This window comes from Rhizobium leguminosarum (assembly GCF_001679785.1).
GTDB classification, from domain to species: Bacteria; Pseudomonadota; Alphaproteobacteria; order Rhizobiales; family Rhizobiaceae; genus Rhizobium; species Rhizobium leguminosarum_R.
In genome coordinates, this window is record NZ_CP016286.1 from 181,561 (window position 1) to 206,211 (window position 24,651).

32 protein-coding genes and 1 tRNA gene are annotated in these 24,651 nt (G+C 58.9%); 29 read left to right on the forward strand and 4 right to left on the reverse strand.

From position 1 onward, the window contains the following. Positions 1 to 60: 60 nt before the first annotated feature. From BA011_RS00880 to BA011_RS00890, 3 genes are all read left to right on the forward strand, one after another. Positions 61 to 3,456, forward strand: a complete 3,396-nt coding sequence (locus BA011_RS00880) for an acyl-[ACP]--phospholipid O-acyltransferase (protein WP_065279086.1) — start codon at positions 61 to 63, stop codon at positions 3,454 to 3,456. Between the two features lie 164 nt (positions 3,457 to 3,620). Then, on the forward strand, positions 3,621 to 4,829 hold the full coding sequence (locus BA011_RS00885) for a helix-turn-helix domain-containing protein (RefSeq protein ID WP_065278963.1): 1,209 nt from the start codon (positions 3,621 to 3,623) through the stop codon (positions 4,827 to 4,829). Positions 4,830 to 5,113: 284 nt separating this feature from the next. Further along, positions 5,114 to 5,458, forward strand: coding sequence for a hypothetical protein (locus BA011_RS00890; RefSeq protein WP_065279087.1), 345 nt, complete (start codon positions 5,114 to 5,116; stop codon positions 5,456 to 5,458). Between the two features lie 88 nt (positions 5,459 to 5,546). On the opposite strand, the gene BA011_RS00895 is transcribed toward BA011_RS00890, so the two are convergent. Further along, entirely contained in the window at positions 5,547 to 5,855 is a 309-nt protein-coding gene (locus tag BA011_RS00895) for a hypothetical protein (protein ID WP_065279088.1), read from the reverse strand. 178 nt (positions 5,856 to 6,033) lie between these two features. Between BA011_RS00895 and dinB the strand changes: the two genes are divergently transcribed. From dinB to BA011_RS00925, 6 genes are all read left to right on the forward strand, one after another. Next, a complete protein-coding gene (gene dinB, locus BA011_RS00900; RefSeq protein ID WP_065282356.1) occupies positions 6,034 to 7,122 on the forward strand; it encodes a DNA polymerase IV in 1,089 nt (362 codons plus the stop codon). A gap of 40 nt (positions 7,123 to 7,162) precedes the next feature. Further along, positions 7,163 to 7,618: a hypothetical protein gene (locus tag BA011_RS00905; RefSeq protein WP_237352538.1), complete on the forward strand. Its 456-nt coding sequence runs from the start codon at positions 7,163 to 7,165 to the stop codon at positions 7,616 to 7,618. 16 nt (positions 7,619 to 7,634) lie between these two features. Next, positions 7,635 to 8,747, forward strand: coding sequence for a sialidase family protein (locus BA011_RS00910; RefSeq protein WP_065279089.1), 1,113 nt, complete (start codon positions 7,635 to 7,637; stop codon positions 8,745 to 8,747). Between the two features lie 250 nt (positions 8,748 to 8,997). Next, positions 8,998 to 9,561, forward strand: coding sequence for a nutrient deprivation-induced protein (locus BA011_RS00915; protein ID WP_065279090.1), 564 nt, complete (start codon positions 8,998 to 9,000; stop codon positions 9,559 to 9,561). Further along, positions 9,554 to 9,970, forward strand: coding sequence for a phage holin family protein (locus BA011_RS00920; RefSeq protein ID WP_065279091.1), 417 nt, complete (start codon positions 9,554 to 9,556; stop codon positions 9,968 to 9,970). Before BA011_RS00915 ends, BA011_RS00920 begins: the two co-directional genes overlap by 8 nt. After that, entirely contained in the window at positions 9,970 to 10,980 is a 1,011-nt protein-coding gene (locus BA011_RS00925; RefSeq protein WP_065279092.1) for a DUF3618 domain-containing protein, read from the forward strand. Before BA011_RS00920 ends, BA011_RS00925 begins: the two co-directional genes overlap by 1 nt. Before the next feature lie 163 nt (positions 10,981 to 11,143). On the opposite strand, the gene BA011_RS00930 is transcribed toward BA011_RS00925, so the two are convergent. Next, on the reverse strand, positions 11,144 to 11,551 hold the full coding sequence (locus tag BA011_RS00930) for a hypothetical protein (protein WP_065282358.1): 408 nt from the start codon (positions 11,549 to 11,551) through the stop codon (positions 11,144 to 11,146). A 261-nt stretch (positions 11,552 to 11,812) separates the two neighbouring features. On the opposite strand from BA011_RS00930, the gene BA011_RS00935 reads away from it, so the two are divergent. Next, a tRNA-Pro gene (locus BA011_RS00935) sits at positions 11,813 to 11,889 on the forward strand. A 171-nt stretch (positions 11,890 to 12,060) separates the two neighbouring features. After that, positions 12,061 to 12,396: a hypothetical protein gene (locus BA011_RS00940; RefSeq protein WP_065279093.1), complete on the forward strand. Its 336-nt coding sequence runs from the start codon at positions 12,061 to 12,063 to the stop codon at positions 12,394 to 12,396. A gap of 73 nt (positions 12,397 to 12,469) precedes the next feature. On the opposite strand, the gene BA011_RS00945 is transcribed toward BA011_RS00940, so the two are convergent. Continuing rightward, a complete protein-coding gene (locus tag BA011_RS00945; protein ID WP_065279094.1) occupies positions 12,470 to 12,805 on the reverse strand; it encodes a hypothetical protein in 336 nt (111 codons plus the stop codon). 717 nt (positions 12,806 to 13,522) lie between these two features. Between BA011_RS00945 and BA011_RS00950 the strand changes: the two genes are divergently transcribed. The 17 genes from BA011_RS00950 (at position 13,523) to BA011_RS01035 (ending at position 23,504) form a co-directional block, all read left to right on the forward strand. Continuing rightward, the gene (locus BA011_RS00950; RefSeq protein WP_065279095.1) at positions 13,523 to 13,837 is read left to right on the forward strand and encodes a hypothetical protein; all 315 of its coding nucleotides are present in this window, start codon (positions 13,523 to 13,525) and stop codon (positions 13,835 to 13,837) included. After that, a complete protein-coding gene (locus tag BA011_RS00955; RefSeq protein ID WP_065279096.1) occupies positions 13,837 to 14,040 on the forward strand; it encodes a hypothetical protein in 204 nt (67 codons plus the stop codon). The genes BA011_RS00950 and BA011_RS00955 overlap by 1 nt, the downstream gene beginning before the upstream one ends. Positions 14,041 to 14,055: 15 nt before the next feature. Next, positions 14,056 to 15,203, forward strand: a protein-coding gene (locus BA011_RS00965; RefSeq protein WP_130718853.1) for an IS3 family transposase whose coding sequence is annotated in 2 segments (ribosomal slippage) — positions 14,056 to 14,305 and positions 14,305 to 15,203 — 1,149 coding nt in all. Because the reading frame shifts where the segments join, the coding sequence is not laid out codon by codon here. 516 nt (positions 15,204 to 15,719) lie between these two features. After that, positions 15,720 to 17,189 (forward strand): hypothetical protein, encoded by a 1,470-nt coding sequence (locus BA011_RS00970; RefSeq protein ID WP_065279098.1) that lies wholly within the window; start codon positions 15,720 to 15,722, stop codon positions 17,187 to 17,189. Beyond that, on the forward strand, positions 17,186 to 17,725 hold the full coding sequence (locus BA011_RS00975; protein WP_065279099.1) for a hypothetical protein: 540 nt from the start codon (positions 17,186 to 17,188) through the stop codon (positions 17,723 to 17,725). Before BA011_RS00970 ends, BA011_RS00975 begins: the two co-directional genes overlap by 4 nt. A gap of 186 nt (positions 17,726 to 17,911) precedes the next feature. Beyond that, positions 17,912 to 18,463, forward strand: coding sequence for a hypothetical protein (locus tag BA011_RS00980; protein WP_065279100.1), 552 nt, complete (start codon positions 17,912 to 17,914; stop codon positions 18,461 to 18,463). Further along, the gene (locus tag BA011_RS00985; RefSeq protein ID WP_065279101.1) at positions 18,460 to 18,780 is read left to right on the forward strand and encodes a hypothetical protein; all 321 of its coding nucleotides are present in this window, start codon (positions 18,460 to 18,462) and stop codon (positions 18,778 to 18,780) included. Before BA011_RS00980 ends, BA011_RS00985 begins: the two co-directional genes overlap by 4 nt. Continuing rightward, the gene (locus BA011_RS00990; protein WP_065279102.1) at positions 18,777 to 19,202 is read left to right on the forward strand and encodes a hypothetical protein; all 426 of its coding nucleotides are present in this window, start codon (positions 18,777 to 18,779) and stop codon (positions 19,200 to 19,202) included. The genes BA011_RS00985 and BA011_RS00990 overlap by 4 nt, the downstream gene beginning before the upstream one ends. Next, positions 19,199 to 19,612 (forward strand): hypothetical protein, encoded by a 414-nt coding sequence (locus BA011_RS00995; RefSeq protein WP_065279103.1) that lies wholly within the window; start codon positions 19,199 to 19,201, stop codon positions 19,610 to 19,612. Before BA011_RS00990 ends, BA011_RS00995 begins: the two co-directional genes overlap by 4 nt. Beyond that, the gene (locus tag BA011_RS01000) at positions 19,609 to 20,310 is read left to right on the forward strand and encodes a hypothetical protein (protein WP_065279104.1); all 702 of its coding nucleotides are present in this window, start codon (positions 19,609 to 19,611) and stop codon (positions 20,308 to 20,310) included. Before BA011_RS00995 ends, BA011_RS01000 begins: the two co-directional genes overlap by 4 nt. Then, positions 20,300 to 20,749: a hypothetical protein gene (locus BA011_RS01005; protein ID WP_065279105.1), complete on the forward strand. Its 450-nt coding sequence runs from the start codon at positions 20,300 to 20,302 to the stop codon at positions 20,747 to 20,749. Before BA011_RS01000 ends, BA011_RS01005 begins: the two co-directional genes overlap by 11 nt. After that, positions 20,742 to 21,035: a hypothetical protein gene (locus BA011_RS01010; RefSeq protein WP_065279106.1), complete on the forward strand. Its 294-nt coding sequence runs from the start codon at positions 20,742 to 20,744 to the stop codon at positions 21,033 to 21,035. The genes BA011_RS01005 and BA011_RS01010 overlap by 8 nt, the downstream gene beginning before the upstream one ends. Further along, positions 21,028 to 21,732, forward strand: a complete 705-nt coding sequence (locus BA011_RS01015) for a hypothetical protein (protein ID WP_065279107.1) — start codon at positions 21,028 to 21,030, stop codon at positions 21,730 to 21,732. Before BA011_RS01010 ends, BA011_RS01015 begins: the two co-directional genes overlap by 8 nt. Beyond that, positions 21,719 to 22,006 carry a hypothetical protein gene (locus BA011_RS01020; protein WP_065279108.1) on the forward strand — a complete coding sequence of 96 codons (288 nt, stop codon included), beginning with the start codon at positions 21,719 to 21,721 and terminating at the stop codon, positions 22,004 to 22,006. The genes BA011_RS01015 and BA011_RS01020 overlap by 14 nt, the downstream gene beginning before the upstream one ends. Continuing rightward, positions 21,996 to 22,454: a DUF29 domain-containing protein gene (locus BA011_RS01025; protein ID WP_065279109.1), complete on the forward strand. Its 459-nt coding sequence runs from the start codon at positions 21,996 to 21,998 to the stop codon at positions 22,452 to 22,454. Before BA011_RS01020 ends, BA011_RS01025 begins: the two co-directional genes overlap by 11 nt. After that, positions 22,447 to 23,064, forward strand: a complete 618-nt coding sequence (locus BA011_RS01030; protein WP_065279110.1) for a hypothetical protein — start codon at positions 22,447 to 22,449, stop codon at positions 23,062 to 23,064. The genes BA011_RS01025 and BA011_RS01030 overlap by 8 nt, the downstream gene beginning before the upstream one ends. Further along, complete coding sequence (locus BA011_RS01035; protein WP_065279111.1) at positions 23,061 to 23,504, forward strand: hypothetical protein; 444 nt, start codon at positions 23,061 to 23,063, stop codon at positions 23,502 to 23,504. The genes BA011_RS01030 and BA011_RS01035 overlap by 4 nt, the downstream gene beginning before the upstream one ends. Positions 23,505 to 23,559: 55 nt before the next feature. Here BA011_RS01035 and BA011_RS01040 read toward each other — a convergent pair whose 3' ends face one another. Next, entirely contained in the window at positions 23,560 to 23,883 is a 324-nt protein-coding gene (locus tag BA011_RS01040) for a hypothetical protein (RefSeq protein ID WP_065279112.1), read from the reverse strand. Between the two features lie 290 nt (positions 23,884 to 24,173). Here BA011_RS01040 and BA011_RS01045 point away from each other — a divergent pair, with 290 nt between their 5' ends. Further along, positions 24,174 to 24,650 carry a hypothetical protein gene (locus tag BA011_RS01045; protein ID WP_065279113.1) on the forward strand — a complete coding sequence of 159 codons (477 nt, stop codon included), beginning with the start codon at positions 24,174 to 24,176 and terminating at the stop codon, positions 24,648 to 24,650. Position 24,651 lies beyond the last annotated feature (1 nt).

Consider the following 24,651-nt stretch of genomic DNA (forward strand, 5'->3'; position numbering starts at 1 on the left):
ATTCAACTTTTGCGTAACAACTCTGTGGCCTTCTCTGCCTGCCGAAAGAGGAACGAGCCCGTGCAACACAATCTGATGACCTCCAGGAAATTCGCGCCGCTGTTCTGGACCCAGTTCCTGACGGCCTTCAACGACAATTTCCTCAAGAACACCCTGGTGTTCCTCATTCTCTTCAAGATGTCGGCGAGCGAGGGGGCCGCTCTGGTGACGCTCGCCGGCGTCATCCTCATCGTGCCCTTTCTGCTGCTCTCCGCACTTGGCGGCGAACTCGCCGACAAACACGATAAGGCGAAGATCGCCGAACTGTTGAAACGCTGCGAGATCGCGGTCGCCGCCCTTGCCGTTATCGGTCTGGCGTTTTCGTCCATCTTCGTGCTGATGGCGGCGCTGTTCGGCTTCGGCGTCGTCTCGGCGCTGTTCGGGCCGATCAAATACGGCATCCTGCCCGATCATCTCGAACGCCGCGACCTGCCGAAGGCCAATGCCTGGATCGAGGGCGGCACCTTCATCGCCATCCTCGCCGGCACGATCATCGCCGCCTTCGCCTTCTCAGGCGGCGACAATGTGCTGATCTTCGGCACGATGATGATGGGGCTTTCGGTGCTCTGCTGGCTGGCCAGCCGGATGATCCCGCCCACCGGCTCCAAGGCGCCGGATCTGGAAATCGACCGCAATGTCATCCGCTCCAGCTACACCCTCGTCAAGGAAATCCGCGCCGATAAGCGCCTGTGGCGTTCGGCGCTGATGAATTGCTGGTTCTGGCTGGTCGGCGCCTTCGTTCTCTCCATCCTGCCGACCATGGTGACCGAGCTGCTCGGCGGCTCCGAGCTCGTCGTGCCGGCCTATCTCACCGTCTTTGCCATCGCCGTCGCCGTCGGCTCGGCGATTGCCGCCTGGATGTCGTCGGGCCGCATCGTGCTGCTGCCGGCCCCTGTCGGCACGGCGCTGCTTGGCCTCTTCAGCCTCGATCTCGCCTGGAACCTCTGGGGCCTGGCTTCGGTGAGCCATGCGACGACGATCGCCGGTTTTTTCGCTGGCCAGAATACCATTCGCGTCGCCATCGATCTCGCCGGCATGGCGATAGCAGGCGCCTTCATCGCCGTGCCGACCTTCGCCGCCCTGCAGACCTGGGCGCATGAGGACCGCCGCGCCCGCGTCATCGGCGCCGCCAATGTGCTCTCGGCGCTGTTCATCACCGTCGGCCTCGGCCTCGTTGCCGCCGTCCAGGCGATGGGCGCCTCCATCCCTCAAATCCTGATCGGCCTCGGCGTCATCAATTTCGCCGTCGCCTGGCTGATGCTGAAGACGCTGCCGACCAATCCCTTCCGCGATTTGATCTCGATCCTGTTCCGCGCCTTCATGCGCCTCGAGGTCGAGGGGCTGGAGAATATCAAGAAGGCCGGCCGGGCGCCGATCATCGCGCTCAACCATGTCAGCCTGCTCGACGGCGCCCTGGCACTTGCGATCACCGAGGAAGAGCCCACCTTTGCCGTCGATTACAAGATCGCCCAGGCCTGGTGGGTGCGGCCCTTCCTGAAGATGTGCAAATTCCTGCCGCTCGACCCGACAAAGCCGATGGCGACGCGTTCGCTGATCAAGGTGGTGCAGGATGGCAACCCGATCGGCATCTTCCCGGAGGGCCGCCTGACGGTGACCGGCACGCTGATGAAGGTCTATGATGGCGCCGCCATGGTCGCCGACAAGACCGGCTCGATGGTGGTGCCGGTGAGGATCGACGGGCTGGAGAAGAGCTATCTCTCCTATCTCGACAACGGCAAGATCCGCCGCCGGCTGTTTCCCAAGGTCAAGGTCACCATTCTCGAGCCGGTGAAGCTCGAAATGCCCTCAGGGCTGAAAGGCCGCAAGCGCCGCACGGCGGCGGGTGCCGCCCTCTATCAGGTCATGTCGAACCTGCTCTTCCAGACCGCCGATACCTCTTCCACCGTTCTCGATCGCGTCATCCGGGCCGGCCACGAATTCGGCATGAAGAAACTTGCCGTCGAAGATCCGGTCACCGGAAGGCTGACTTATGGCAAGCTGCTCACCGGGGCCGCCGTGCTCGGCGCCAAATTCCGCACCATGTTCCCGGAAAAGAACCTCGGCGTCATGCTGCCGAATGCCAATGGCGCTGCCGCCACGCTTCTCGGCGTGATGACGGCGGGCAAGGTGCCGGCCATGCTGAACTTCACCGCGGGTGCCGCCAATATCCTCTCCGCCTGCAAGGCCGCCGAGGTCAAGCATGTGCTGACCTCACGTGCCTTCGTCACCCAGGCGAAGCTCGGTGCCGTTATCGAGGAGATGGAAAAGCAGGTGACGATCGTCTGGCTCGATGATCTCAGGGCCGAAATCTCCCTCAAGGACAAGATCCTGGGTTATCTCAGGAAGGCGCGGCCGCTCACGAAGCGCCAGCCGGATGATCCGGCGGTGATCCTCTTCACCTCGGGCTCCGAGGGCACGCCGAAGGGCGTGGTGCTGACCCACCGCAACATCCTGTCGAACGCCGCCCAGGCCGCGGCCCGCATCGATTTCCACAGCGGCGACAAGGTGTTCAATATCCTGCCGGTGTTCCATTCCTTCGGGCTGACGGCCGGCACGGTGCTGCCGCTGATCTCGGGCGTGCCTGTTTATTTCTATCCGTCGCCGCTGCATTACCGCATCGTGCCGGAGCTGATCTATGCCTCCAACGCCACGATCATCTTCGGCACCGATACCTTCCTCAACGGCTATTCGAGGACGGCGCATCCCTACGATTTCCGCTCGATCCGCTATATCTTCTCCGGCGCCGAGCCGGTGAAGGCCGCAACCCGCCAGACCTATATGGAAAAATTCGGCCTGCGCATCCTCGAAGGTTACGGCGTCACCGAGACCGCGCCTGTCATTTCCATCAACACGCCGATGTACAACAAGTCGGGCACGGTCGGCAAAATCCTGCCGGGCATGGAATGGAAGCTCGAACCGGTGCCCGGCATCGATGAGGGCGGCAGGCTGCATGTGCGCGGCGCCAATGTCATGGCCGGCTACCTCCGTGCCGAAAAGCCCGGCGTGCTCGAGCCGCTGATCGACGGCTGGCACGACACCGGCGACATCGTCACCATCGACGAGGACGGCTTCGTCAAGATCCGCGGCCGCGCCAAACGCTTCGCCAAGATCGGCGGCGAAATGATCTCGCTCGCCGCCGTCGAAACGCTCGCTGCCGAACTCTGGCCGGGCGCGCTCTCAGTCGTCTCCTCGCTGCCCGACGCCAAGAAGGGCGAGCGGCTGGTGCTCTTGACCGACGCGCCGACCGCCACCCGCGCCGAATTCCTCGCCTTCGCCAAATCCAGGGGCGCCATGGACATGATGGTGCCGGCCGAGGTCACCACCAGCAAGGTGCCGGTGCTGGGTTCGGGAAAGGTGGATTTCGTCGCGGCGCGGAAGCTGGCGGAGAGTGCGGTGCAGGCGGGGGAGGCGGCGTAGAGCGGGTGTAGCGCTGGGGCGGCTCGTGTGGCACCCCCTGCCCTGCCGGGCATCTCCCCCACAGGTGGGGAGATTGGCAAGAAGCTGTCCGACCCGGATAGATAGGTAACAGAACGGACCGTTTACATAGGTGACAGTTCTCTGACAGCCGGGAGGACCCGGCGATGGTTTGGAGAGAGACTGGCATCATGGACGAGCGGCTGCGCTTTGTTGGGGAATGTCTTGCGGGCGAGGAGACGATGACGGCGCTGTGTGCTGCCTACGGGATATCGCGCAAGACGGGCTACAAATGGTTGGAGCGGTATCGGGCGCTCGGGCCTGCGGGGCTTATCGACCTGCCGCGGGCGCCGCTTGAGCACGGGCGGGCAACGGCGGCGGAGCTGGTGGCGCGGATCGTGGCGGAGAAGGAGGCGAATCCGCAGTGGGGGCCGAAGAAGGTGCTGGCGCGGCTGAAGCGGTCGGCGCCGCAGCTTTGCTGGCCGGCGGCCTCGACGATAGGCGAGATCCTGAAGCGCCACGGGCTGGTCGGGCGCCGGCGGCATCGCTGGCGGGCGGCTGGTTGCGGCCCGTTCGCACCGGCCAACGGGCCCAATGCGGTGTGGAGCGCCGATTACAAGGGCTGGTTCCGGACCCGCGATGGGCGGCGCTGCGAGCCACTGACGGTGATGGATACGGCGAGCCGCTTTCTGCTGGCGCTGCAAGCCTGCGCGACGCCGGCCGAGGCAGAGGCCTGGCCGGTGTTCGAGCGGCTGTTTGCCGAGCACGGACTGCCGGAGCGCTTTCGCAGCGACAACGGTTCGCCCTTCGCGGCGATTGGCGTCACCGGGCTGACGACGCTTGCTGTGCGGTTCATCAAGCTCGGCATCGGCCTGGAGCGCATCCAGCCGGGCAAACCGCAGCAGAACGGCCGCCACGAACGCTTCCATCTGACGATGCTGCCGCTGGCCATGGCGCCGGAGGTCGACCATGCCGCGCAGCAGGCGGTCTTTGACGCATTTCGCCAGAATTACAACGCCGAGCGTCCACACGAGGCGCTCGCTATGGACGTGCCTGCTGATCATTACCGACCGTCACTGCGGCGCCTGCCCGACCGCCTGCCTGAACCGGACTATCCGGCCGAGGCGGCGGTGCGCCGGGTGCGCTCCAATGGCGAGATCAAATGGAACGGCGACCTCGTCTATGTCGCAGCAGCGCTGGCCGGCGAGGTCGTGGCGATCGAGGAGAATGAAGCGGGCATCTGGACGCTACGCTTCCATGCCCATCCGCTCGGCATCATCGACAGGAAGACCAAGCGGCTTGTCCGCCCCAGCGCCCTGCAACCCCGACCAGCCGGCGCAGGGGCGGACACTGGTTTACAAGGGGGAGAACTGTAACCCATCTATCCGGTTCAATCTGTTACCCATCTATCGGCTGGACAGGCTCAAGGGCTTCCCCAAACAACGACCCCTTGCATCAGTATACCGATAGAGAGGGACGAGGTGTTCGCCTCCTGCTGATCTCCCCCTTGTGGGGGAGATGCCCGGCAGGGCAGAGGGGGTATCCAAGCACCGCCGTGGCTATTCCGGCAATCTACACCCATGCCGCCCATGCTTCAGCAAGGTTGACCGATCTTCGCCCTGCTGCGTTGTCGAGCTTCGAAACATCCAGAGGGATTCCAATGACGTTTGGTAGCGATGCGGTGAAGGCGGACTGGAGATGGGCGCTGATCTTGCTCCACGTCTTGCTATGGGCAGCACTCGCTTTGCAGGCCTACCGGACGGCTGGCGCCTATAAGTTTGCCAGCTGCTGGCAGATCATTCCAATCTATTTCCCGCCGCTGAACATGCTGCTCTGGGCAATCGCGATCTCTAGCTTCCTCGTGGTGCTGGCGGCGATTTTTCGTCCGTCGATATGTCGACATGCGAGCTTCTGGGCAGCCTGCCATGGAACGATCCTGACGGCGGGATTGCTGGTGTGCAATTATTCAGCCTATGCGGCCGCCGGTCAGGTTAGCTGCCTGTAGGACGGCCTAACTCCTTCCGAGTTGCTCCGTCCGCTGGTCCTCTTGAAATTGCACTTGGGCGCAGATTTCGAGAGGCTATAGGCCATGCTCAGCGGCTCGATACACGCACTGCGCCGGCAGCTCGGAGACTGCGCTGGACGGCGGCGACCTGGCTGGATGCGATATCCACCGAGACCTCGATCTCGCCTTCGAGTGGCGCATCGCGACGGGCGCCATCGTCATGAGAGACATCCCCGCCTGATGGCGCCGAACCCGCACTGTTCCGGTCGCTTGCCGACTGGATAAAGATGTCGGGCCTCGAAACCCCATGCTGCTGAACCAGATGTTCGACCGCGAGATCAGCGGCTTCGCGTGTTTCGAACGTGGCTCGGATGGTGATCGTGCTGTCGTCCGCCATTGGCTGCCTCCTGATATTGATGTCCACAGGATGAGAACGCCTTGGGCGGCTGGTAGTTCGACGGCAGGTCCAGGCCCACATTGGAATTGTTGATATCGCGTCCCAAGACTGCTATGTTCTGTTTTTGTTTCGGCGCGCAATTTCAGATGCCGATCCCATCGCGATCGCTGAAACCGCCATGAACGAGATAAGCTCACCCCCCGTCCGGAAGATCGTCCATGTCGACATGGATGCTTTTTATGCGTCGGTCGAGCAGCGCGATAATTCGGATTTGCGCGGCAAACCGATTGCCGTCGGCGGCTCGGCCGCCCGTGGTGTGGTGGCGGCGGCGAGCTATGAGGCCCGTAAATTCGGTGTTCACTCGGCAATGCCGTCGGTAACTGCCAAGCGCAAATGTCCTGACCTGATCTTCGTGCCGCCGCGCTTCGCCGTCTATAAGGCGGTGTCGCAGCAGATCCGTGAGATCTTTGCCGAATACACTCCGCTGATCGAGCCGCTGTCGCTCGACGAGGCCTATCTCGATGTGACGCAAAATCTGAAAGGCATGACGATCGCCACCGAGGTCGCTCTGGAGATCCGCGCCAAGATCAAGCAAGTCACCGGCCTCAACGCGTCGGCCGGGATTTCCTACAACAAGTTCCTTGCCAAGATGGCGAGCGACCTCAACAAGCCGAACGGCCAGGCTGTCATCACGCCGAAGAACGGGCCGGCCTTCGTCGAGCAGCTTCCAGTCCGGAAATTCCATGGTGTCGGACCGGCGACCACTGAGAAGATGCATCAACTCGGGATCGACACCGGCGCCGATCTCAAGGAGAAGACACTCGAGTTCCTCGTCGAGCATTTCGGCAAGTCGGCCCCCTATTTTTACGGCATCGCCCGCGGCATCGACGAGCGCCAGGTCAAGCCCGACCGGGTGCGCAAATCCGTCGGTGCGGAAGATACCTTCTCACAGGACCTCCACGCCTTTGAACCTGCTCGCGAAGGGCTCCAGCCGCTGATCGAAAAGGTGTGGGGTTACTGCGAGGCCAACGGGATCGCCGCCAAGACAGTGACGCTCAAGGTGAAATATGCCGACTTCAGCCAGATCACGCGCAGCAAGACGGTTCTGGCACCCCTGCCGGCAATCGCCGACCTCGAGGATCTGGTCAACCTGCTGCTCGCGCCGATCTTTCCGCCGCGAAAGGGCATACGGCTGCTCGGCGTCGCCCTCTCTTCGCTGGAAGGGCGACTACCGGCCGCGGAACCGCAGATGCGGTTGGCTTTTTAGACCGCCAGCATCGGCTGCCGCAGGGGCCCGGTGCGCATCCTTGAACGACGGCGACGACCATCCGTCGCCGCATTGGTTTTCATCCAACCGGATATCCGCGATTTCGGCGACCAGTGTTCCCATCGCAACCGATTTCGAGCTGGGCCGGAACCTCGTCGGCCCCCCGAAGTTTTCGGGACGAGGAGAATTCCACATGCATTTGATACAGTTGTTTATTCCGGCAGCGCCGCAAGCGGCGATCGACATCGAAGACATTATCGCGATGATTCAGCGCGAGATGACGGAGCGCCATGGCGGGGCGACTTCATACCTCAATTCACCGGCAAAGGGGTTTTGGTCGAGTGGCGAGGGCACTGAAGAAGATACGGTCATCGTGATCGAAGTGATGGTGAACAGTCTCGATCGGGCCTGGTGGCGCCAATACCGGCGCAAACTCGAACAGCTGCTCGGGCAGGAAGAATTGCTTGTGCGGGCACTTCCTGTCGAAACGCTCTGACCGTCTGGAAGCCTCCATGGACACGCAGTTCCGCAATCTTGAAATCTACCGCAGACGCGGCGAATTCGCGGGCTGGCCGGCAAATTATGGTCTCTGGTCGTGGGGTGACGAAATGGCCGTCGTCTTCGCGCGCGGCAAACTCGGAACGAAAGGGGAGTTGCACGAATTGGACCGTGATTACCCATTCCTACCCTGGCAGGCACGCAGCCTGGACGGCGGGCTGACATGGATGGGCGAGCCGTTCTGCGGCCGCGTGCCGGGCGGGCGCTCGCTTTCGGCCGACGAGCATTTGAACGCCGACCTCAAGGTCCGCCCCCGTCTGTCGGTCCGCGAAGACCTTTGCTCGATTGACGATCCCATAGACTTCCTCGATCTCGAGACGATCGTCATGTGCGCCAGAACCGATGTGCAGGGCGATGCTGTCAGCTGGTTCTATGTCAGCCGGGACCGGTGCCTGACATGGCAGGGTCCGTTTCGTTTCGCCGGTTTGCATCTTCCGATCTCGGCGCGCACCGATATCGTTCCTCTCGGCAGGGACGATGCGCTCTTCATGCTCGGCACGTCCAAAGAGGACGGCGCGGAAGGAAGAGTGTTCTGCGCGCGCACCGTGGATGGCGGGCGCAGCTTCGTCCTGCAAGGCTTTGTCGGTCCGGAACCTGGGGGCTATTCGATCATGCCGGCATCGACGGCACTTTCCGGTGGCGCCATCCTGACGCTGACGCGCTGCATGGGCAGAGGCGGTGGCAAGGGGTGGATAGAGGCCTTCACCTCCCATGACCAAGGGAGGACCTGGACGCCGGAAGGCTGCATCGTCGACAACACGGGCAGTAATGGCAACCCGCCGGCGCTCGGGCGGATCGAAGGCATGCTGCTGCTCGTCTACGGCCACCGTGATCCGCCTTTTGGGATCAGGATGCGCATGAGTTTCGATGACGGCCGGACATGGGGCGCCGAAAAGATCATCCGGAGCGACGGTGGCACGGCTGATCTCGGTTATCCGAGACTCGTAAAACGCGGCGATGGATCCCTGCTCGCCGTCTACTACTTCAACGATGGCGACCGGGAGGAGCGTTACATAGCGGCGTCTATTGTGATGCCTGCCAACGATCAGAAACGCGAAGGAGCCTAGAGCCTTTCCGGGTTAGATTGAAGCATTCTGTTGGCTCAAACGGAGTCGGATGGTCGACCGGCCGGCGCGCATCGTAGCCCGGCTCTACGGCCAAGCCGGCCGGTCGATCAGCCGGCCCGTTTCAGCCAACCTTCCCGCAGATTTGCCTGGCAAATCGCAAGACTTGGAATCGCCGGACGCACCGGGAACAAAGCGGGCCATTCATGGTTTGGGGCTTAGGCAGTTGCAGGCACGAATTGGGAGGTTCGAAATGCAAAACGATTTCACAGATCCGGCAGGGGGGAGCGCGTCCGCGCTGACCCCGTCCTCATCCTCAGCTTCCGGTTCTTCGCCGGGAACGCGCACGTCCATTTCCGATCTGGAAGCGAAGGTGAGCGAGGATGTTTCCGCCGTCAAGGAAACGATCAGGGACGGTGCCGACACCGCCGTCGAAAAAGCCAAGGAAGTCATTTCCGAACGCACCAACTTTGCCGCTCGCCAGGTCGGCGGTGTTGCGATGGCGCTCGAGAAGGCCGGCGCCGAAATGGAAAGCTCCGGTCAGGCAGAAGTCGGACGATACGCCAAGCAAATCGGGCGGAGCGTGCAGACTGTTGCTCGGCGGATGGAAGGCAAGAACATCGGCGAACTCGCCAACATGACCGAAGAGTTCGGGCGCAAACAACCGCTCGCCTTTCTCGGCATCGCCGCACTTGCGGGCCTGGCCGCAAGCCGCTTCCTCACAGCGTCGGCGAAAAGGCAAACAACTGTCGCGTCGCGCGAACCATCAATCGGTCGCTCCGGCCCAGCAACGACCGGAGGCGAGAACAATGGCTAAATCTTCAGAGAACACGCCCCTCTCCGAACTCGTCAGTGGCCTCGTTGGTGATGTCACGGGCCTGCTCCGCAAGGAAATCGATCTTGCCAAGACGGAGGCTTCGGAAAAACTTTCGCAGGCGCTCAGCGGCGTGGAGATCCTCCTCTTCGGATTGGTCCTGGCAATCGGGGCGGTCGGCGTCCTGCTGAGTGCCCTTGTCGGCGGTCTCGCGGCCTTCCTCGTGACACAGGGATTTAGCGAAACCACGGCCAGTGCGCTCGCCTCGCTGATCGTCGGCATCATCATTGCCGGCATCGCGTGGGCATTGATCTCCCGAGGCCTCGCCGCACTTCGCGGCAGCAACATGACCCTGGATCGAACTGCGGCCTCGCTTCGCCGCGACGTTGATGTTGTGAAGGACAAAATCTGATGGAAAATCCAATGGAGAAAACATCGGCCGAGCTTCAGCGGGAGATCGACCAGGACCGCCGCCGGATCGGAGACCGGATTGACGCTATCCAGGAACGGATGTCGCCAGGCCAGCTGATCGATGAGGTGATTGCCTACGCCAAGGGAAGCGGCGGCGGAGAATATGTCAGCAATCTTGGCCACGCCCTCAAGGCGAACCCTCTGCCGGTCGCGCTGATGGGCGTGAGCCTCGCCTGGCTCATGGCAAAAGGCAGCCCGTCATCCGGCGACACGGCGACCTGGAGGGAGGAACCTGAATACCCGCTTTATCCGGCGACTGGCCCGGTCCGCAGGATTGGCCCGCCGGCAATGGAAAACGGAGCGCGTTACAGCCATTTTGCCGACGAATCCGGCAAGAGGTTGAAAGCGTTGACTGACGAAACAGGGGGGCGTGCCGGCCATTTCATGGACGAGGCAGGCAAGACCTATCGCGGCTTCGCCGACGCTAGCGGAAAACAGATCAGTCAGATCACCGACGAGACTGGTGCAATGCTCGACGCGGCAACCGGCTGGGCGGCGGAGAAATGGGAGCAGGCGAAAAACGCCGCGAGCGACCTGACCGCCCGTGCGTCTGGCGTGGCGAGCTCGCTTTCGAGCCGATCCTCTTCGGCGGCGACCAGTCTTCAGGAGCAAACGAGCAAGCTCAACGAGGCGATCCTCATCCATTTCCGCGACCAGCCGCTGGTTGGCGGAGCTCTGGCTTTCGCGGTCGGAGCGGCGATCGGCGCGGCGTTGCCGCACACTGACACCGAGGATGAATGGGTCGGGGAAGCCGCAGATAGCGCGAAAGACACCCTCAGCCATCAGGCGCAGGGCGTCGTCGCGCAGGGTAAAGAGGTAGCGTCGGAGGTCTATCAAAAGGCCGTGGATGTTGCGTCCGATGCTCATGATGCCGTCAAGGAACGCGTGGTGGATGAAGCCGAAACTTTCATAAATCGCAAGGACGGCTTAGGCGGAACCGATCGACCGTAAAGGATCTAAACCGATCGGTTCTGGGCAAGGCTCCGGGCCAAAAGAGGCGCAGGGCTGACCCAGTCGGCTTCGATGAAATGAATGAACCGGCGCGGTCACTTGCCAAAACAAGAACAGGCGGCATCCGGGCCGCCTGTTTCCGCATTTCGGGCAAACCGTCCGCTTACTTCTGTTCGGGCGCCAGGAACTCTGCGCAATAGGACGGACCGTTGACGCCGGGGATGTCGGCGACGGTGCGGATGTCGCGGATCGTGTAGTCGGAGTTGGTGGTGATTTCGGCCTGGCAGCGCAGATAGGCGGTGCGGGCGGATGCGATCTGCTTGCCGCGCTTGCCATCGGCGCCTTCGGCATATTTCGCCGGAATGCGCACGGTCTTGTAGCCGCCGCGCCAGGTATAGATGGTGCTCGAGCCTTGCTCGCTGTCGCTGATAGGCGGCCCGTAGGCGGCAAAGAAGATGCCGGCCGATTTGCCGACCCAGCGGGCCTCGATCGGATTGCCGGCGGAAGGAATGGTCGTGCATCCGGCAAGCGCAATTGCAAGCCCGGCCGCGGTCATGGTGCGGAAATTCATCGTGTCGTCCCTGATCTCAAGCGCATTGGCTGCGAAGCCGCCGTCGCAGCGGTTTCGCCTGTCCCGTCTGCCCTTTAGCGCGGAACCTGGCAAAAGAAAATTGCTCCTGAGAGGCTTCCGTTCGATTTGCGAGAGGTGTGGCTTTTTGCTGCAGCCGCTCATCCGTAAACCCGTCACAACCCCGTCAAAATTTCCGCCGGCTTTTTGGAATTTGGTGCTTGTGCAACCAGATAGGCTGTTCTATAGAAGCGCCGCTGGTCACGGAGTGTAGCGCAGTCTGGTAGCGCACCACGTTCGGGACGTGGGGGTCGAGTGTTCGAATCACTCCACTCCGACCAGTCTGAATTTGCTCGCTTTTTCCCGAATTTTTGAAAGCGATTTTAGGCCCTAAATAGGCGGACCCGACAGAAATCCCGACAGTTATTTTTTGAGGCTGTCGGGATATGTCCTTCCACATTTACTCGAATCCGATACCGTCTACAACCTGTAGACGCGGAATGGAGAATCGAATGAAGCGCTTCGCAGTCACCCTAATGAGCGCACTATGTACATCTGTCGCACACGCCGACGATTTGGCAGTGCTGAAAAAGAAGGCCTGGTCGACTGCCGGTCAGAGCGGCTACGTCATCACTTACAAGCACGACGGCAAGATCGGTAAGGGTGCCAAGGTTTACTGCGTGAGTGGTGGCAAGCCTATCTATCTTGTAGAAGGTCTGGACAGGGGTGACGGGAAAAAAGTCGGAATAGGCGTTGGCACAGATGGAGTTTCGGGCGACCTCGCGGACGACCTTGCGCCCGGATATATGCGTTGGGCGATAGATGTCTGGAGGCTGACCTGCCGATGATTGGTGCTGCGGTGAGTCTTTCGCAGGATCACATCAGCATTTGCTGAAAAATGCACTGACCGGTGCTGGGCACCTACCTGTCACACATCTCGACGAGCGTCTGCAGAACAGCCCCGACAGCGTGTTCGGTCAGGTTGGCAGGGGTACGATCAATATGATGCATGACCGCCTCATAAAATGTCGAGTCTGTGATCTTCGCATCCATTAAGCACTTGAGACGTAGCTGCTGCTGCGCTTGGTCTTTGACCGGGTCGTCCGAACCTCCGATAAACAGGTATCCTTCAAGCACGCCCCAAATATAGGCTCGGCCGTAGACAGGACTGGACTGCTTCACCTGAGCGCCGGTCAGAGCAAACACGGGCGACACCATCGCTACCGTGAACGCTATTATGTACATCAATCTCGTCATCGTCTGCCCCTCCGCCACGATGACGTGTAACCTTAAATGAGCTTTTCGGAAATACGCATCAACTCCGACGCCCGAAGAGATCGCTAAGCGCCGATTTGGGACGGCCCTGGACAAGTGTTGACATTATCGCGGATGGGAACAAATGAGGAACGTATTCCGCCACCGGAGTGGAGCCTGTGAAACACCGCCGAAGCATCGATCTGACACGCATGCCTGACCCGCCGGTTGTCGTCGACAAACCGAAGGAAGTTGCAGACCTGCACGATATCGCTCACGGGTTCGATGAATTGAGTTCGTGGGCGTTAATCGGCGGTCGCTGCAGCCGGTGTGAACGCGAAGGCTGGGTGGATCGCGACTGGCTCGAAGCGAAATATCCTTCAATGATTGTGAGTGGCCTAGCTCCATTATTGCGGTGCCGGAAGTGCGGCTCCAAGGGCAACAATCGCTGGATCGTGGGGAAGCCACCACGATAACCAATGAATTATAAACGATCCGGAAACTAAAACTCATATCTTATAAAGTATATCGGCGACCAGTCGATGTGACAAATGCGGGGCAAAATCTGAAATCTGCCCCGCGTTTGTCACAAGCAACTGAAGTTGTTGCGTTTTATCTTGAAAAATCCGCATTTACATATTGTATTTAGCGATCATTTTAATAGGTTGTTTACTCGCACGATCCGATCATGATCGCGTTAGATTTGAAAAGGAGCCGGTCATGTCGAATATGTTCACCTCTCGCAATCCCGCTGGCGTCGCGGCAGGTCAGACGGCCGCGATCTTTGGAGTGCTGGCAGCCGGTGCTGTTAATGCCCACATGTCCGGTCTCCAGGCCATGCGTCAGGCTCGCGAATCCTCGAATTCACAGGTCCTCCGCTACCAGCTGAATGTCGCGATCAACCGGGCACAAGACCTGTGCGACGTCGCCGTTGCTCAGGCCTCCGAGATCGAGCAGTTGAAGGCCGAAAATGCTCGCTTGCGTGCTGCATCGGCAACGTACCTGGCGGCCGCACGGCGGAAGGCGGTTGCCTGATGGATATCAACGAGGCAATTGATCGTTGGATGAACGGTCAGATGACGGTCAAGGAACTGTTCATGGCGACAGGCCTGCGCTCGGTCAAGTCGATCTATGATGAAGTGTTGAACGACAGGCTCGAACGTGACGTCGAGAGTTACGTTTGGGGTTACTGGCCTGCTGCCGGTTTCATGGACACGAGGTTAAGGTGTTCCTCCTGAAACCGGAGAGCATGAATGCAAAGACGAATATTCAGCCGCGAGTACAAGCTTGAGGCGGTGAAGCTGGTCAGGGAGCGTGGGGTTGCCGTTGCGCAGGCTGCCCGTGATCTTGATGTCCACGAGAATGTGTTGCGCAAATGGGTTCGGGAATACGGCGACGATCCCAGCCAATCCTTTCCTGGAAAAGGGCAAATGAAGCCGGAGCAGCTTGAGATCGAGCGGCTCCGTCGTGAAGTCGCAAAGCTGAAGGCAGAGCGCGATATCCTAAAAAAGGCCGCAGCCTACTTTGCCAGGGACGCGATATGAAGTTCGCGTTCGTTGCAAAGCACCGCTCGATCTGGCCGGTGGCATGGCTCTGTGAAGCGCTGGGAGTTTCTCGTTCAGGTTTCCACGCCTGGTTCAATCGTTCTCCGAGCGAACATGCACGCCATGACGAGGTCCTGCTGGAAAGGATCAAGCAGAGTTTCCAGTCCAGCGACCGCACCTATGGTGCCCGACGGGTCTGGCACGATGTGCTGGAGGAAGGGTTATCCTGTGGCCTCCATCGTATTGAGCGGCTGATGCGCTTGAATGCGCTCAGGGCAAGACCGAGGCGGCGTGGCTTGCCAAAGGATGCCGGTGACCGTGCCGTCATCATGCCTAACGTGCTGGACCGCCAGTTCGTGGCAGACCGTCCGAACCAGAAATGGGTGGCTGACTTCACCTATATCTGGACCGCGGAAGGCTGGCTGTATGTCGCAGCCGTCATCGACCTGTTCTCACGCCGTGTCGTCGGCTGGTCGATGAATGCCAACATGACAGCCCAACTCGTCACAGATGCGCTGATCATGGCGATATGGCGTCGAGGAAAACCAGATGCTCTGCTGCATCACTCCGACCAGGGCAGCCAATATACCAGCGAGCAGTTCCAGCGCCTCATGGGAGATCACGGCATCACCTGCTCGATGAGCCGCTCTGGAAATGTCTGGGACAACGCTGCAATGGAGAGCTTCTTCTCCTCACTGAAAACGGAGAGAACGGCACGGAAGGTTTATCGCACGAGGAATGACGCCAGAGCCGATGTGTTCGATTACATCGAGCGCTTCTACAACCCGAAGCGTCGCCACTCGACACTGGGCTATCTCAGCCCCAATGACTTTGAAACAAAGGTGGGATTAGCTTAACCTCGTGTCCGATAAACCGGCAGCAGGCCACTCTGCCTTCCCTGCCTCACTCCAAACAGAATGATGCGCAGCATCTCCGGCAAGCCAGGCAGACCCAAGCAGCGCTCGCGTCCCCTTCTGTTTGTATTAGGGAGCAAAAGCGTGGACAGGGAGGCCGATTTCCTGGGATTTGGAACCATTAATATTCCCAAATCCCCACACTCACCAATGTTGACGTTTTTTATTATTCCCAAATTCCCACACACTCTGTTGACGCGTATTTCATTTATTCCTGCGACCGAGGAATGGAGGGAATAAATACCTCTTGATTTATTTCCGCCGATGAACTGACACTGGAATAAATCAATATGTAAAACGCAAATGTCAGTTTCAAACCGTCCGCCGCTGCCTTCTCTCGCTCTATCGAGACCTCTGCCAAAAAGGCAAAACTTCCAGCCATCCGCACGCGGTAGCCTTTCCAAAATTGCGGAGACCCCGCACCTTGTCCATGACCTCGCGCCCGAAAGCCCGCGACCAATGGCAATGCTGCAAGGGGTGAAGGTCGACAGCGACCATACAATGAGTGCCTTCGACCACGGCGTGTACGAATACCTTCAAAGCTGGTCATACGAGCACGACAAGTCGATGGAGCAGCGAGCATACCGCATGTGCTTGTCGACGCTCCGCCGGTTCTTGGGGCCTCATGCAAAGACCGCAGACATCGTAGCGTCCCTCGAAAAGCTGGGGGAGATCAAGCTATCCTACACCCTGGCATCGGGTCCGCGCTTTATCGGCGTCAAAATCGTGACGAGTTGGTTGGAAGTGAAGGGGGAGGATACCGTAGTCGGTTGGCAGTGGCCGGAACCGATCCGTGAGCTGATGCGAGACCTGGGTGTCGGACGCTATGCCCATATTGAACTCGTTCCACTGACAACGGACGGCATGAGCAGCAGGTATTCAGCTCCATTATATAAGTGGCTTGCCTTAGAAGCCGCCCAGCGGAAATGGAAACCGGGTCAGGCAAACACATTTGAACTTCTGATCGAGCCCGGCCGATTGGTTTCAGAGATCGATTTCCCGGAAGATGAGGAGACCGGCAAATACAACATCGGGAAGCTGACCAAGTTCGCGACATCGACCTTCGTTGAGGACACCAAAAATGTCCGGAAGTTTTCAGTCGCTGTTAAGCCCGAATATGAAGCTGTCCGAGGTCGGAAGATCAGCGCGTATAAGTTCACGATCACCGTCAACCCGCCGTCTATGCACAATGTCCGCGTTCGTTACGGCAAGACCGAATTCCGGCGCGGAGGTCAAGACGAGCCCAAGTATCAGGTTCGGTCCGACACCTGGTTGAAGGCTACGAAAGCTTTCGGCGTCGAGGGCTCGCCAATGCACCATCTCGTCCATTGGAAAATCTTTGACCTCTGGCTCGTCGCGCTCCAGGAAGCGCTCGACAACAAGGCTCTGACGCCAGGCTTCGAGACGCGTCAATATCGCGGTGAAAGCCTGCTGATGGCCATCGAAGCAGAAGGAGCGGACTTTGCTTGTTGGGGTTTCCTCTCCGAAGAAGTCGTCGAGCCCGATCTCCTGGAGCACCTAGAAATGCTCCCGCGCCATGAACGGTCCTACATAGAAATCAACGCCGATAACGGTCGCCGCGACCGCGTAGGTTGGAAAACCGACCGGCGTCGCAAAGTAAGTAAGAAGCTACATGACGCGATCTACGTACCGGAGGCGGTGGCCGAGGAGCCGGTGACTTTCGAGACCTGCACCAAAGCCAATGTCTATTTCAGCTTGTCAGTGGACGAACTGGAGAGCCGGATTTTCGAGAAGTTAAGAGCCCTGCGATGGAAGGGTTCCAGAACATTCACCCTGGTCTCCCACTACGCTGACGAGAACGGCCATGACGGCACCTGGAGTACCGATATCCATCCGACATACGAAGAGTGGTGCGCTCTCCTGAACAAGCTTTCAGCCGTCAAAAAAGGTACGGAGATTTACTCATGATCGACCCGGATAAAATTCTGCCCAGCTGGCGCTTCGCTCTCGATCCGGCGCTGCAGATCGAGGCTAAAAAGTTCTATGATTTTGTCGACTATTGGCCGCCATATGGTTGGTCTGATGACCAGATCAAACGTTGGGTCGAGAAGGGGATCGTCGGTGAGATGTCGATCAATTGGCCACTGATCCACCATATCGACCAAAAGCTCGATGGGCTGGTCTCGAAAACGCTCATGTTGATGTGCCATCGGCCTCGTGATCTTCCGCCGGGGCACGCGCGGCTTTTCGGCAAGGCCTTCTTCAACGTGTCCGGTGCCGAAAGCGTCCGCCATGCAATGCGCTACATGATCGATCACAAGCTGAAAGGCGGCCCGAGACGGACAGCCCTGGAGCCAGGCGAAGAAGAGTACGATGACGGCCGGATCATCGCTCTGTCATCAGTTCGCGACGATGCTGTTCATCGTTCCGATCTTAGTGAGGATGCTAGGGATATACTGGAGAAGAAGGAGGAGCAGCAGAAGCTTTCGGTTAACCTTCGTTGATTTTTCGCTTTACTCGGGGACTCCCTTGTGGTTGTGTAATCGCAGCCACAAATGCCTCGAAAGGGCACATCGAAATGCGAGTCCTGACGATACGAATAGCCGAAAACCTATCCAGAGCCTGACGGCTTTGGTGTCCGCGCGTGCGGGCTTTCGGATTGTATCGACTGGATTAAAGGACTCGCAACTATGGCGTTCACCCGCAAGTTTTACACTGCCGACACCCACTTTGGGCATGAGGGTATGCTCACCTTCGGCAGTCGCCCATTCGTCGCCGTCGCAGAGATGGATCGCACCCTCATCGACCTGTGGAATTCAACGGTCGGCAAGGACGATATCGTCTATCACCTTGGTGACTTCGCCTTCGGGCTCGGCGATGCCGGACGTGTTCAGTCGATCTTCGCGCAGCTGCACGGACGCAAGTTCTTGGTGCTCGGCAACCATGACGTCCGGAGCGATGGCTCTATTCATCCGACGCTGGCCGCGCTGGATTGGGCTGCGGCTCCGGCGCACTACATGGAAGCACGCGATGAGGGCGAACGCGTGATCCTCGCCCACTATGCACAGCGCGTGTGGAACGCGTCGCACAACGGCAGCTTTCATTTCTTCGGCCACAGCCACAGCAAGCTCGAAGCGTTTGGTCGCAGCCGTGATGTCGGCGTCGACATGCCCGATTGCGGGTTTGCGCCTCGCACGTTCAAGCAGTTGACAGCGGGGACGTCGCTGGAGATCGCGGCATGAACCAGCACTCCGTCAACCGCCTGATCGAGGCTTTTCCGCAATACGCTGACGAGCAGTTGCTGGCACTGCCCCAGGACTGGCTCGGTCCCATCAACGAACTCTACTGTGACCTTCGCGATATTCAGAAGCTCGATCCTGTACACCACCCGCTCGACGCTCTGCGCCCTTACGTCGATGTACAGTGGCTTTTTATCGAAGGCCGTTATGCAGTCTACGTGCGGCCTGTGGAGCCCTTTGAAAACTGGACCGGCGACCAGGGTCTGCGGCTTATCAAAGCTATCGAGCGTTTCGAAAAATCGACGGAGATCGTAGCATGAAGAAGGAAAACTTCTATCGTCTCCGCAATCTCTACCCGCACCTCTGCTGCTACGACGTCATGGCGTTGCCCGACGGATGGACGCGAGTCGCCGAGCGTTTGCTTGTTGAACTCAATGCTATTCAGCCACACGTCGACGGTGTTTACGGAAGCCCGGTCCCGCTAAAAATCCAGGCTTACGGAGGGTTCGCGGTCGCTTTCGCGACGGTCAACACGTTGGGAGGTTGGGATCGCGACAAAGCAATTGCACTTGTCGAAGCGATCCAGCGCTTCAACGCAGGTTGCAACAGCACATGCGAAGAGTGCGGCGAATCTAGCGCGATGATTGTCAAAGAGTACGACGGAAGTCGCCAGCAGCGATTGTGCCAGCATCATGCTGGCGAACGCTTGCGTGAGTCGTACGACCGGGAGACTTTGCAATGATCCGTGATATCGCCGACCGCCTGCGCGGTGAATACGAATACCTTTTCCATGACAGCATGCGAGACCTGCCTGACGGCTGGACAGAGCCGCTCGTCCACCTGCTGGAGCGCATGTACCGCCTGTCGACAGTCGGACCCTCAAACTTCATGTCGCCGGGACTTATCACTTGGGTCAACCTGCGCGTTGAAGTCGGCTCGTCAAGCGCGAGCGCATTTGCGATGCCGATCATGGCACCCGGGAAGTGGCACCCTACGCGTGCCTTGGAATGCGTCGAGGCACTCCTCGCCTTCCACAGATCGACCCAGGAAACCTGCAGCGTATGCGGCAGCGAAGGCCATCTGCGGATGCGGATTTTGGGCGGGACGAACGAAGGCGTCTACTGCGAAGAGCATGCGGGAGGTGTCGCATGAGCCCGGACAACATCGACCGCATCCGCACAATGCACCGTGCTTACTATCATCACAGTATCGACGGACTGCCTGATGGTTGGACCCAGCTCATCATGAATTTCCTCCATGCGATGGACGGCATCGGCGACCTGACAGACAGCGTCTCGATCCGTTTTGAGCGCTGCCCGGATGGTTGCCGCGCATTCGTGTTTCCCGAGATGTCGCGCTGGCATCCGGAACAGATGAACACGTTGCGGATCGCACAACGTGAGCTGTATGGGCTGAGCCAGCAGACGTGTGAAATCTGCGGAAACCCTGGCGCAATGGAGGGTAAGCGCGTCCTTTGTATCGGGCATGCCGGGGGAGTAGCCGAGAAGGCCGCGCGTGAGCAGGCGCTCTATGATGAAGTCGCGTCCTTGTTTCCAGAAGGCCATGGTTCGGCAATCGACCTGGGGGTTCCCGAACACCTTTGGGACCTTCTGTCGACAACTCTTCGAGCTATCCTCAAGCTCGTCGAAAGTGAGGATATCGTCGGCAAAGTCTTGATCACGCGCATCGAATTCGACGGTGAAGCTCTGTTCGTCCGTGTCTGTTATCAGAACCTCGAAGCTGTTTTCCTCGGCATCCAGATGTCAATCAACGAAATGATCTCAGACCTCGAAGTGCTTTCGGATGAGGCTACTCGCAAGCACAATCTGGGAGGCTCGGATGCTTCCTGAGAACTTTGATCGCGAGAGTTACATCGCCGGACTCCGTGAGAAGCACGCTCGCATCCTGCCGCCCGATATTGCTTTCTCCGTTGAAAATGGCTGGCTCCCGTTGATCGCCGAAAGCCTCGACCAGATCGAGCAAGCTCTCGGCCGTCACGGCTGGATCGCAAAGGCGAACATTCGTCAGATCAAAGAAAAACTCGGCGATCTACGCATCTACGTCCGACCGCGCTGGGAGTCCGCCAGCTTCCCGAAGGCTCTGGGTAACGAGCTATCCGACATCCGCGAGCGCTTCACGAGCAGGAGCGTCCAGACATGCGAAATCTGCGGTGACGCCGGACAGCTCGATAATTTCGCGGGCTATCTCCAAACGCTGTGCCCCCGGCATGCTGATCAACGCCGGGAATGGATCGCACGCGGACGAAAGGGAGATGTATTCCATGATTGATATCGTCCGCACCCCAGAGCAGGAAGCTGCCTATCTTCATCTGATCACAGCCCGGTTCCGCGAAGCCCACCGGATCAATGAGGCAGCTAATCAGTACCTTACAGCAACTGTCGAGCTGTCTTTTGAAGAGCGCCGGGAGCTTCAGCGTCGCAAGGAATTTGTCACGCCGTTCTTTGCGCATCTCGCTGGTATCGAGCGAGCATTTGTCGTTTTTCATACAACATTGCGGATTAACGACATCCTCTGGGCAGTCGAACGCGAGCGTCAGGAGGCCGAAGATGCCTGAACGTATCGTCGGCGGCCGCGTCGTTCCAGATCGCCGGAAGGTGTATCGCATGGAGCCCATCCAGGTGATTGCGGAGCCGTTTTTGAAGGAACTGTATCCGCGTGTCGCGCGTCGGCCGGAAGTTGAAGGGGACATCGAGCCGTGGCGGCACGAATACGACAAGGTCTGGCACAATCACGGCGAAAAGATCGTTGACGATATCCATGCTTTCGCCGACGTCCATCCTGTCGATGAGCAACGGGCTGGCGGAGCGATCAAGCATTGGGCATACGGCTGCGGTGAGCAATTCGGCGTCCATCACACTGACGTGCACGGCGACCGATCTTACTATTGCATCGCCGTGCACGTCGGCTTGCTTGCATACACTGCGCACATGCGAGAGCTGCGGACACGGATGTACTGCGAACATGGTTGGCATCGCGTAATCGAGCGCTTCCATGACGCGTGCTCCGGGCAGCCGGGCTACGGCTTTATCTCGGCGTCTGAAAAATGGGGCGGCTTGAATCTTGTCTATCGTTGCGATCCCGCCGCTCAGGAACATTGTCGAGAGGCTGAGCGTGTCGCCATCGAACGGGCCTCGCACATATGTGAAAAGTGCGGTCTCGCAGGGGAGCTTCGACGGTCGGCCTGGCGCAAAACCTTGTGCGACCGGCACTGGCTCGAACGCAGCAAAGAGGGGCCCGATGAGGGAGTCTGATCTTCGCAATCGTCACCCCGATCTCATCCATGCCGATGCAGAGATCATCGTCAGGTCAGAATGGCTGCCGTTGATCGACGAATACTTCGAGCATGTAAAAGAAATCTACGGCGAGACAAAACCATCCATCTGCTTGCACACTGCTTACGAAGAGGGTGGCCTCGTCATCGACTGCGACGACACGCCGTGGAGCGGGAACCAGAGCCGTGAGCTGAAGCGTCGGGTTAGGGAACTAGCGCTCGATATTCATCGGAGGAGCCGGGATGTCCTATGAAACCGACTTCGTTCAATGGACACGAGATCAAGCGGCGCTGCTACGTGCTCTCGATCCATCGCCTACAGGTCTCGATGCCGACAATCTCGCGGAAGAAATCGAAGCGCTCGGCAGGATAGAAATCAGCAATATGTCGCGTCATTTGTATCAGCTATTGAACAACCTGCTGCTGCTGGCTGCGGGAGCGCCTGAGCAAAACCGTTGGATTCGAGATGCCTATTCCGCACACACGGACGTAGTATTAGCGTCGTCTCCCTCGCTGGAGCATCACCTCGATCTGGCGCGGACGTACAAGCTCGCGCGTCGCGGAGCTGTCGACATGCTTGTCGAACTCAAGATCGAGGTTCCGGATTTCCCGACCACCTGTCCGCTGACTGTCGAGCAATTGCTCGATGAAGACTTCAACCTCCCGGCAGTTATTAGACTTATGGAGAGCCGAGATGTCTGATTTGATGACGCTGCGAGAAGCTGCCGATGTCCTTGGGGTTGACGTTGTGACTTTAGTCCACATCGTTGACGTCGGCGATACCATACCAACCCCGTCAGTTCCCAAAGATTTTAAAGACATCGTCTTCGCGCCCGTTGACATCGAGCCTTTCAGGGCTGAACTGCGACGCCGCCGCTTTGAAGATTTCATGATTGAGTATGCGGACGTCTACACTGAAGACTCCGGACCGGGCGCGAGACATCTGGAGTTTGGGCCAGGTTGGACCAATATCCTCAGGGAATTCTGCGACGGGCTGCGCGAGTTTCAGAATGCCGGATACCGAACACGGCTTCGTTGGGGAAAAGAGAAATTTGGAGCGATGAGGCTATTCTACGATTGCAGCGACGAGATCGCTACGTACATCGCTGAGCGGAAGGGGATTGCTTACGGAAAGAGCCTAAGGACTTGCCAGGAGTGCGGAGAGCCAGCGCGGTTGCAGTTTGGCTACTCAATCTGCCTCACCCTCTGCGACCGGCACAAGCATCTTGTCGGCGAGCCTGATCCGGCTCGGGACGGTGTAATTCTCGATGTCGACGCTTGGTCGAGGCAACAGCGGGGAGACCGAGAATGAGACTACTGCGACCGGCGAACGACCAGCTGAGCGACTACACAACGACACTCGAATTTTTGGCTGGCAACTTGATCGCGCCCGGCTGCTCGGTCATTCTCGATGAGCAGCAGTATCCCGTATTGCTCGCGTTTCTAGATCGGATCGCAGCCATTGGCGACATCAAATTCAGGTTGGAGATGTGCGTCGATCACCGCCCCGGGTACAGCGTTAGTTGGGATAACGATGGCTCTGAAGAGCAAGACGATGAAGTCGACCGATTGATGGGAGAACTCGTGCAGAGCCTGGGCTTCGATGCCGGGAGCATCTTTAAACCAGGGGTGATTGCTGATCCCGCCGATATCCTGAATGCCGCCGACAGACAGGATGCGGCTCGTGCAATCTTGGATAAGGTCCCAAACGCCGAGCCGGAAGACTGGGACGAGATGCCGAAAGACAAGTAAATCCAGGCATCTTCTCCCTCGAACGGATGCGAAACTGCCTTAACTTCCGAACTCTCTAATGACGCACGCGCCAGCTTGCCGGTTGCCGCAGCTCTGGCGGGACTTCCTTCCCGTCGAGGAGGAGCCTCATCATCGTAGCCTGGCACTCCTCCTCCTGTCGATCAGGTTCCGGTGCCGCAATCTGGTAGACGCTGATCAATTCGTACAGGGTCCCGATGTAGTCGATATCGAGCGCTGCCATTACGGTGTCGCGATCCATTCCGCCGTGACGATATCTTTCCAATGCATCCGTGATCTGTTCGTCAGTCCAGCGACGTCGAAGCTCGGCGATATCGTCGTCGTAGCCATCGCGGATGCGGGAGAGGTCTGGTGCGGTCATGTGAAGAGTATAGATCGCGCTGGTCCGACAGTCGCGTAGAATAATTTTTCTACGGCGCGTGATCAGTAATCAGGTGGGATTTCTGGCTTTGTTACTGATCGCATTTCGGAACAACCGGTTAGTGATGATCGATCAGCCGCGAAATATACAAATGTCATCCAAATTCAAATTTGGTGGACATTTGTATAGCTAACTAATTGAAAAATATTTGCTTTTTTGTTTGACCGTATTGCCTCCACGTCGTCCGACAGCTATCGTCCGCCCGTCTTAAAACAGGAACGCCCCAGTACATGGATGATATCAACGACCTCGCCAAGCGCGTGGCCGATACCGTTTTGCGTTCCCAACAGGTCCGCCGCGATATCGAGAAGACGAGGATAGCTTTGCGGCTCTGGATACCCTCAGAGACGGAGCTGGTGCCCATTCGTCGTGCCGTCTGCCACCCGCTGCTCGGTGGCATTCTCCGAAAGGACCCGCAGCGCGACGTGCCTGGACCGAATTTCACCCTCAATTCGTTGCGGCTGGCAATATCCAAAGGGCATCTCGTCTGCATCTGGAAGGCTGAGAAGCAGTATGTCACGCCCGCCGCACTGAGAGATTGGCTCGGCTTGTCTGAGGGCGTGCGCAGAACGTCAAGGGTAATTCGGTATCAGCCTCCGGCGGCAAAAACCAACTACGAAAAGCAAAAGGGTGGGGCGTCGGTAGCCAACGCGTCGGCGAAGCTCCTGTCCATGAAGGCTGCGCTGGCGAAAAAGAGAGGGAAGTAGG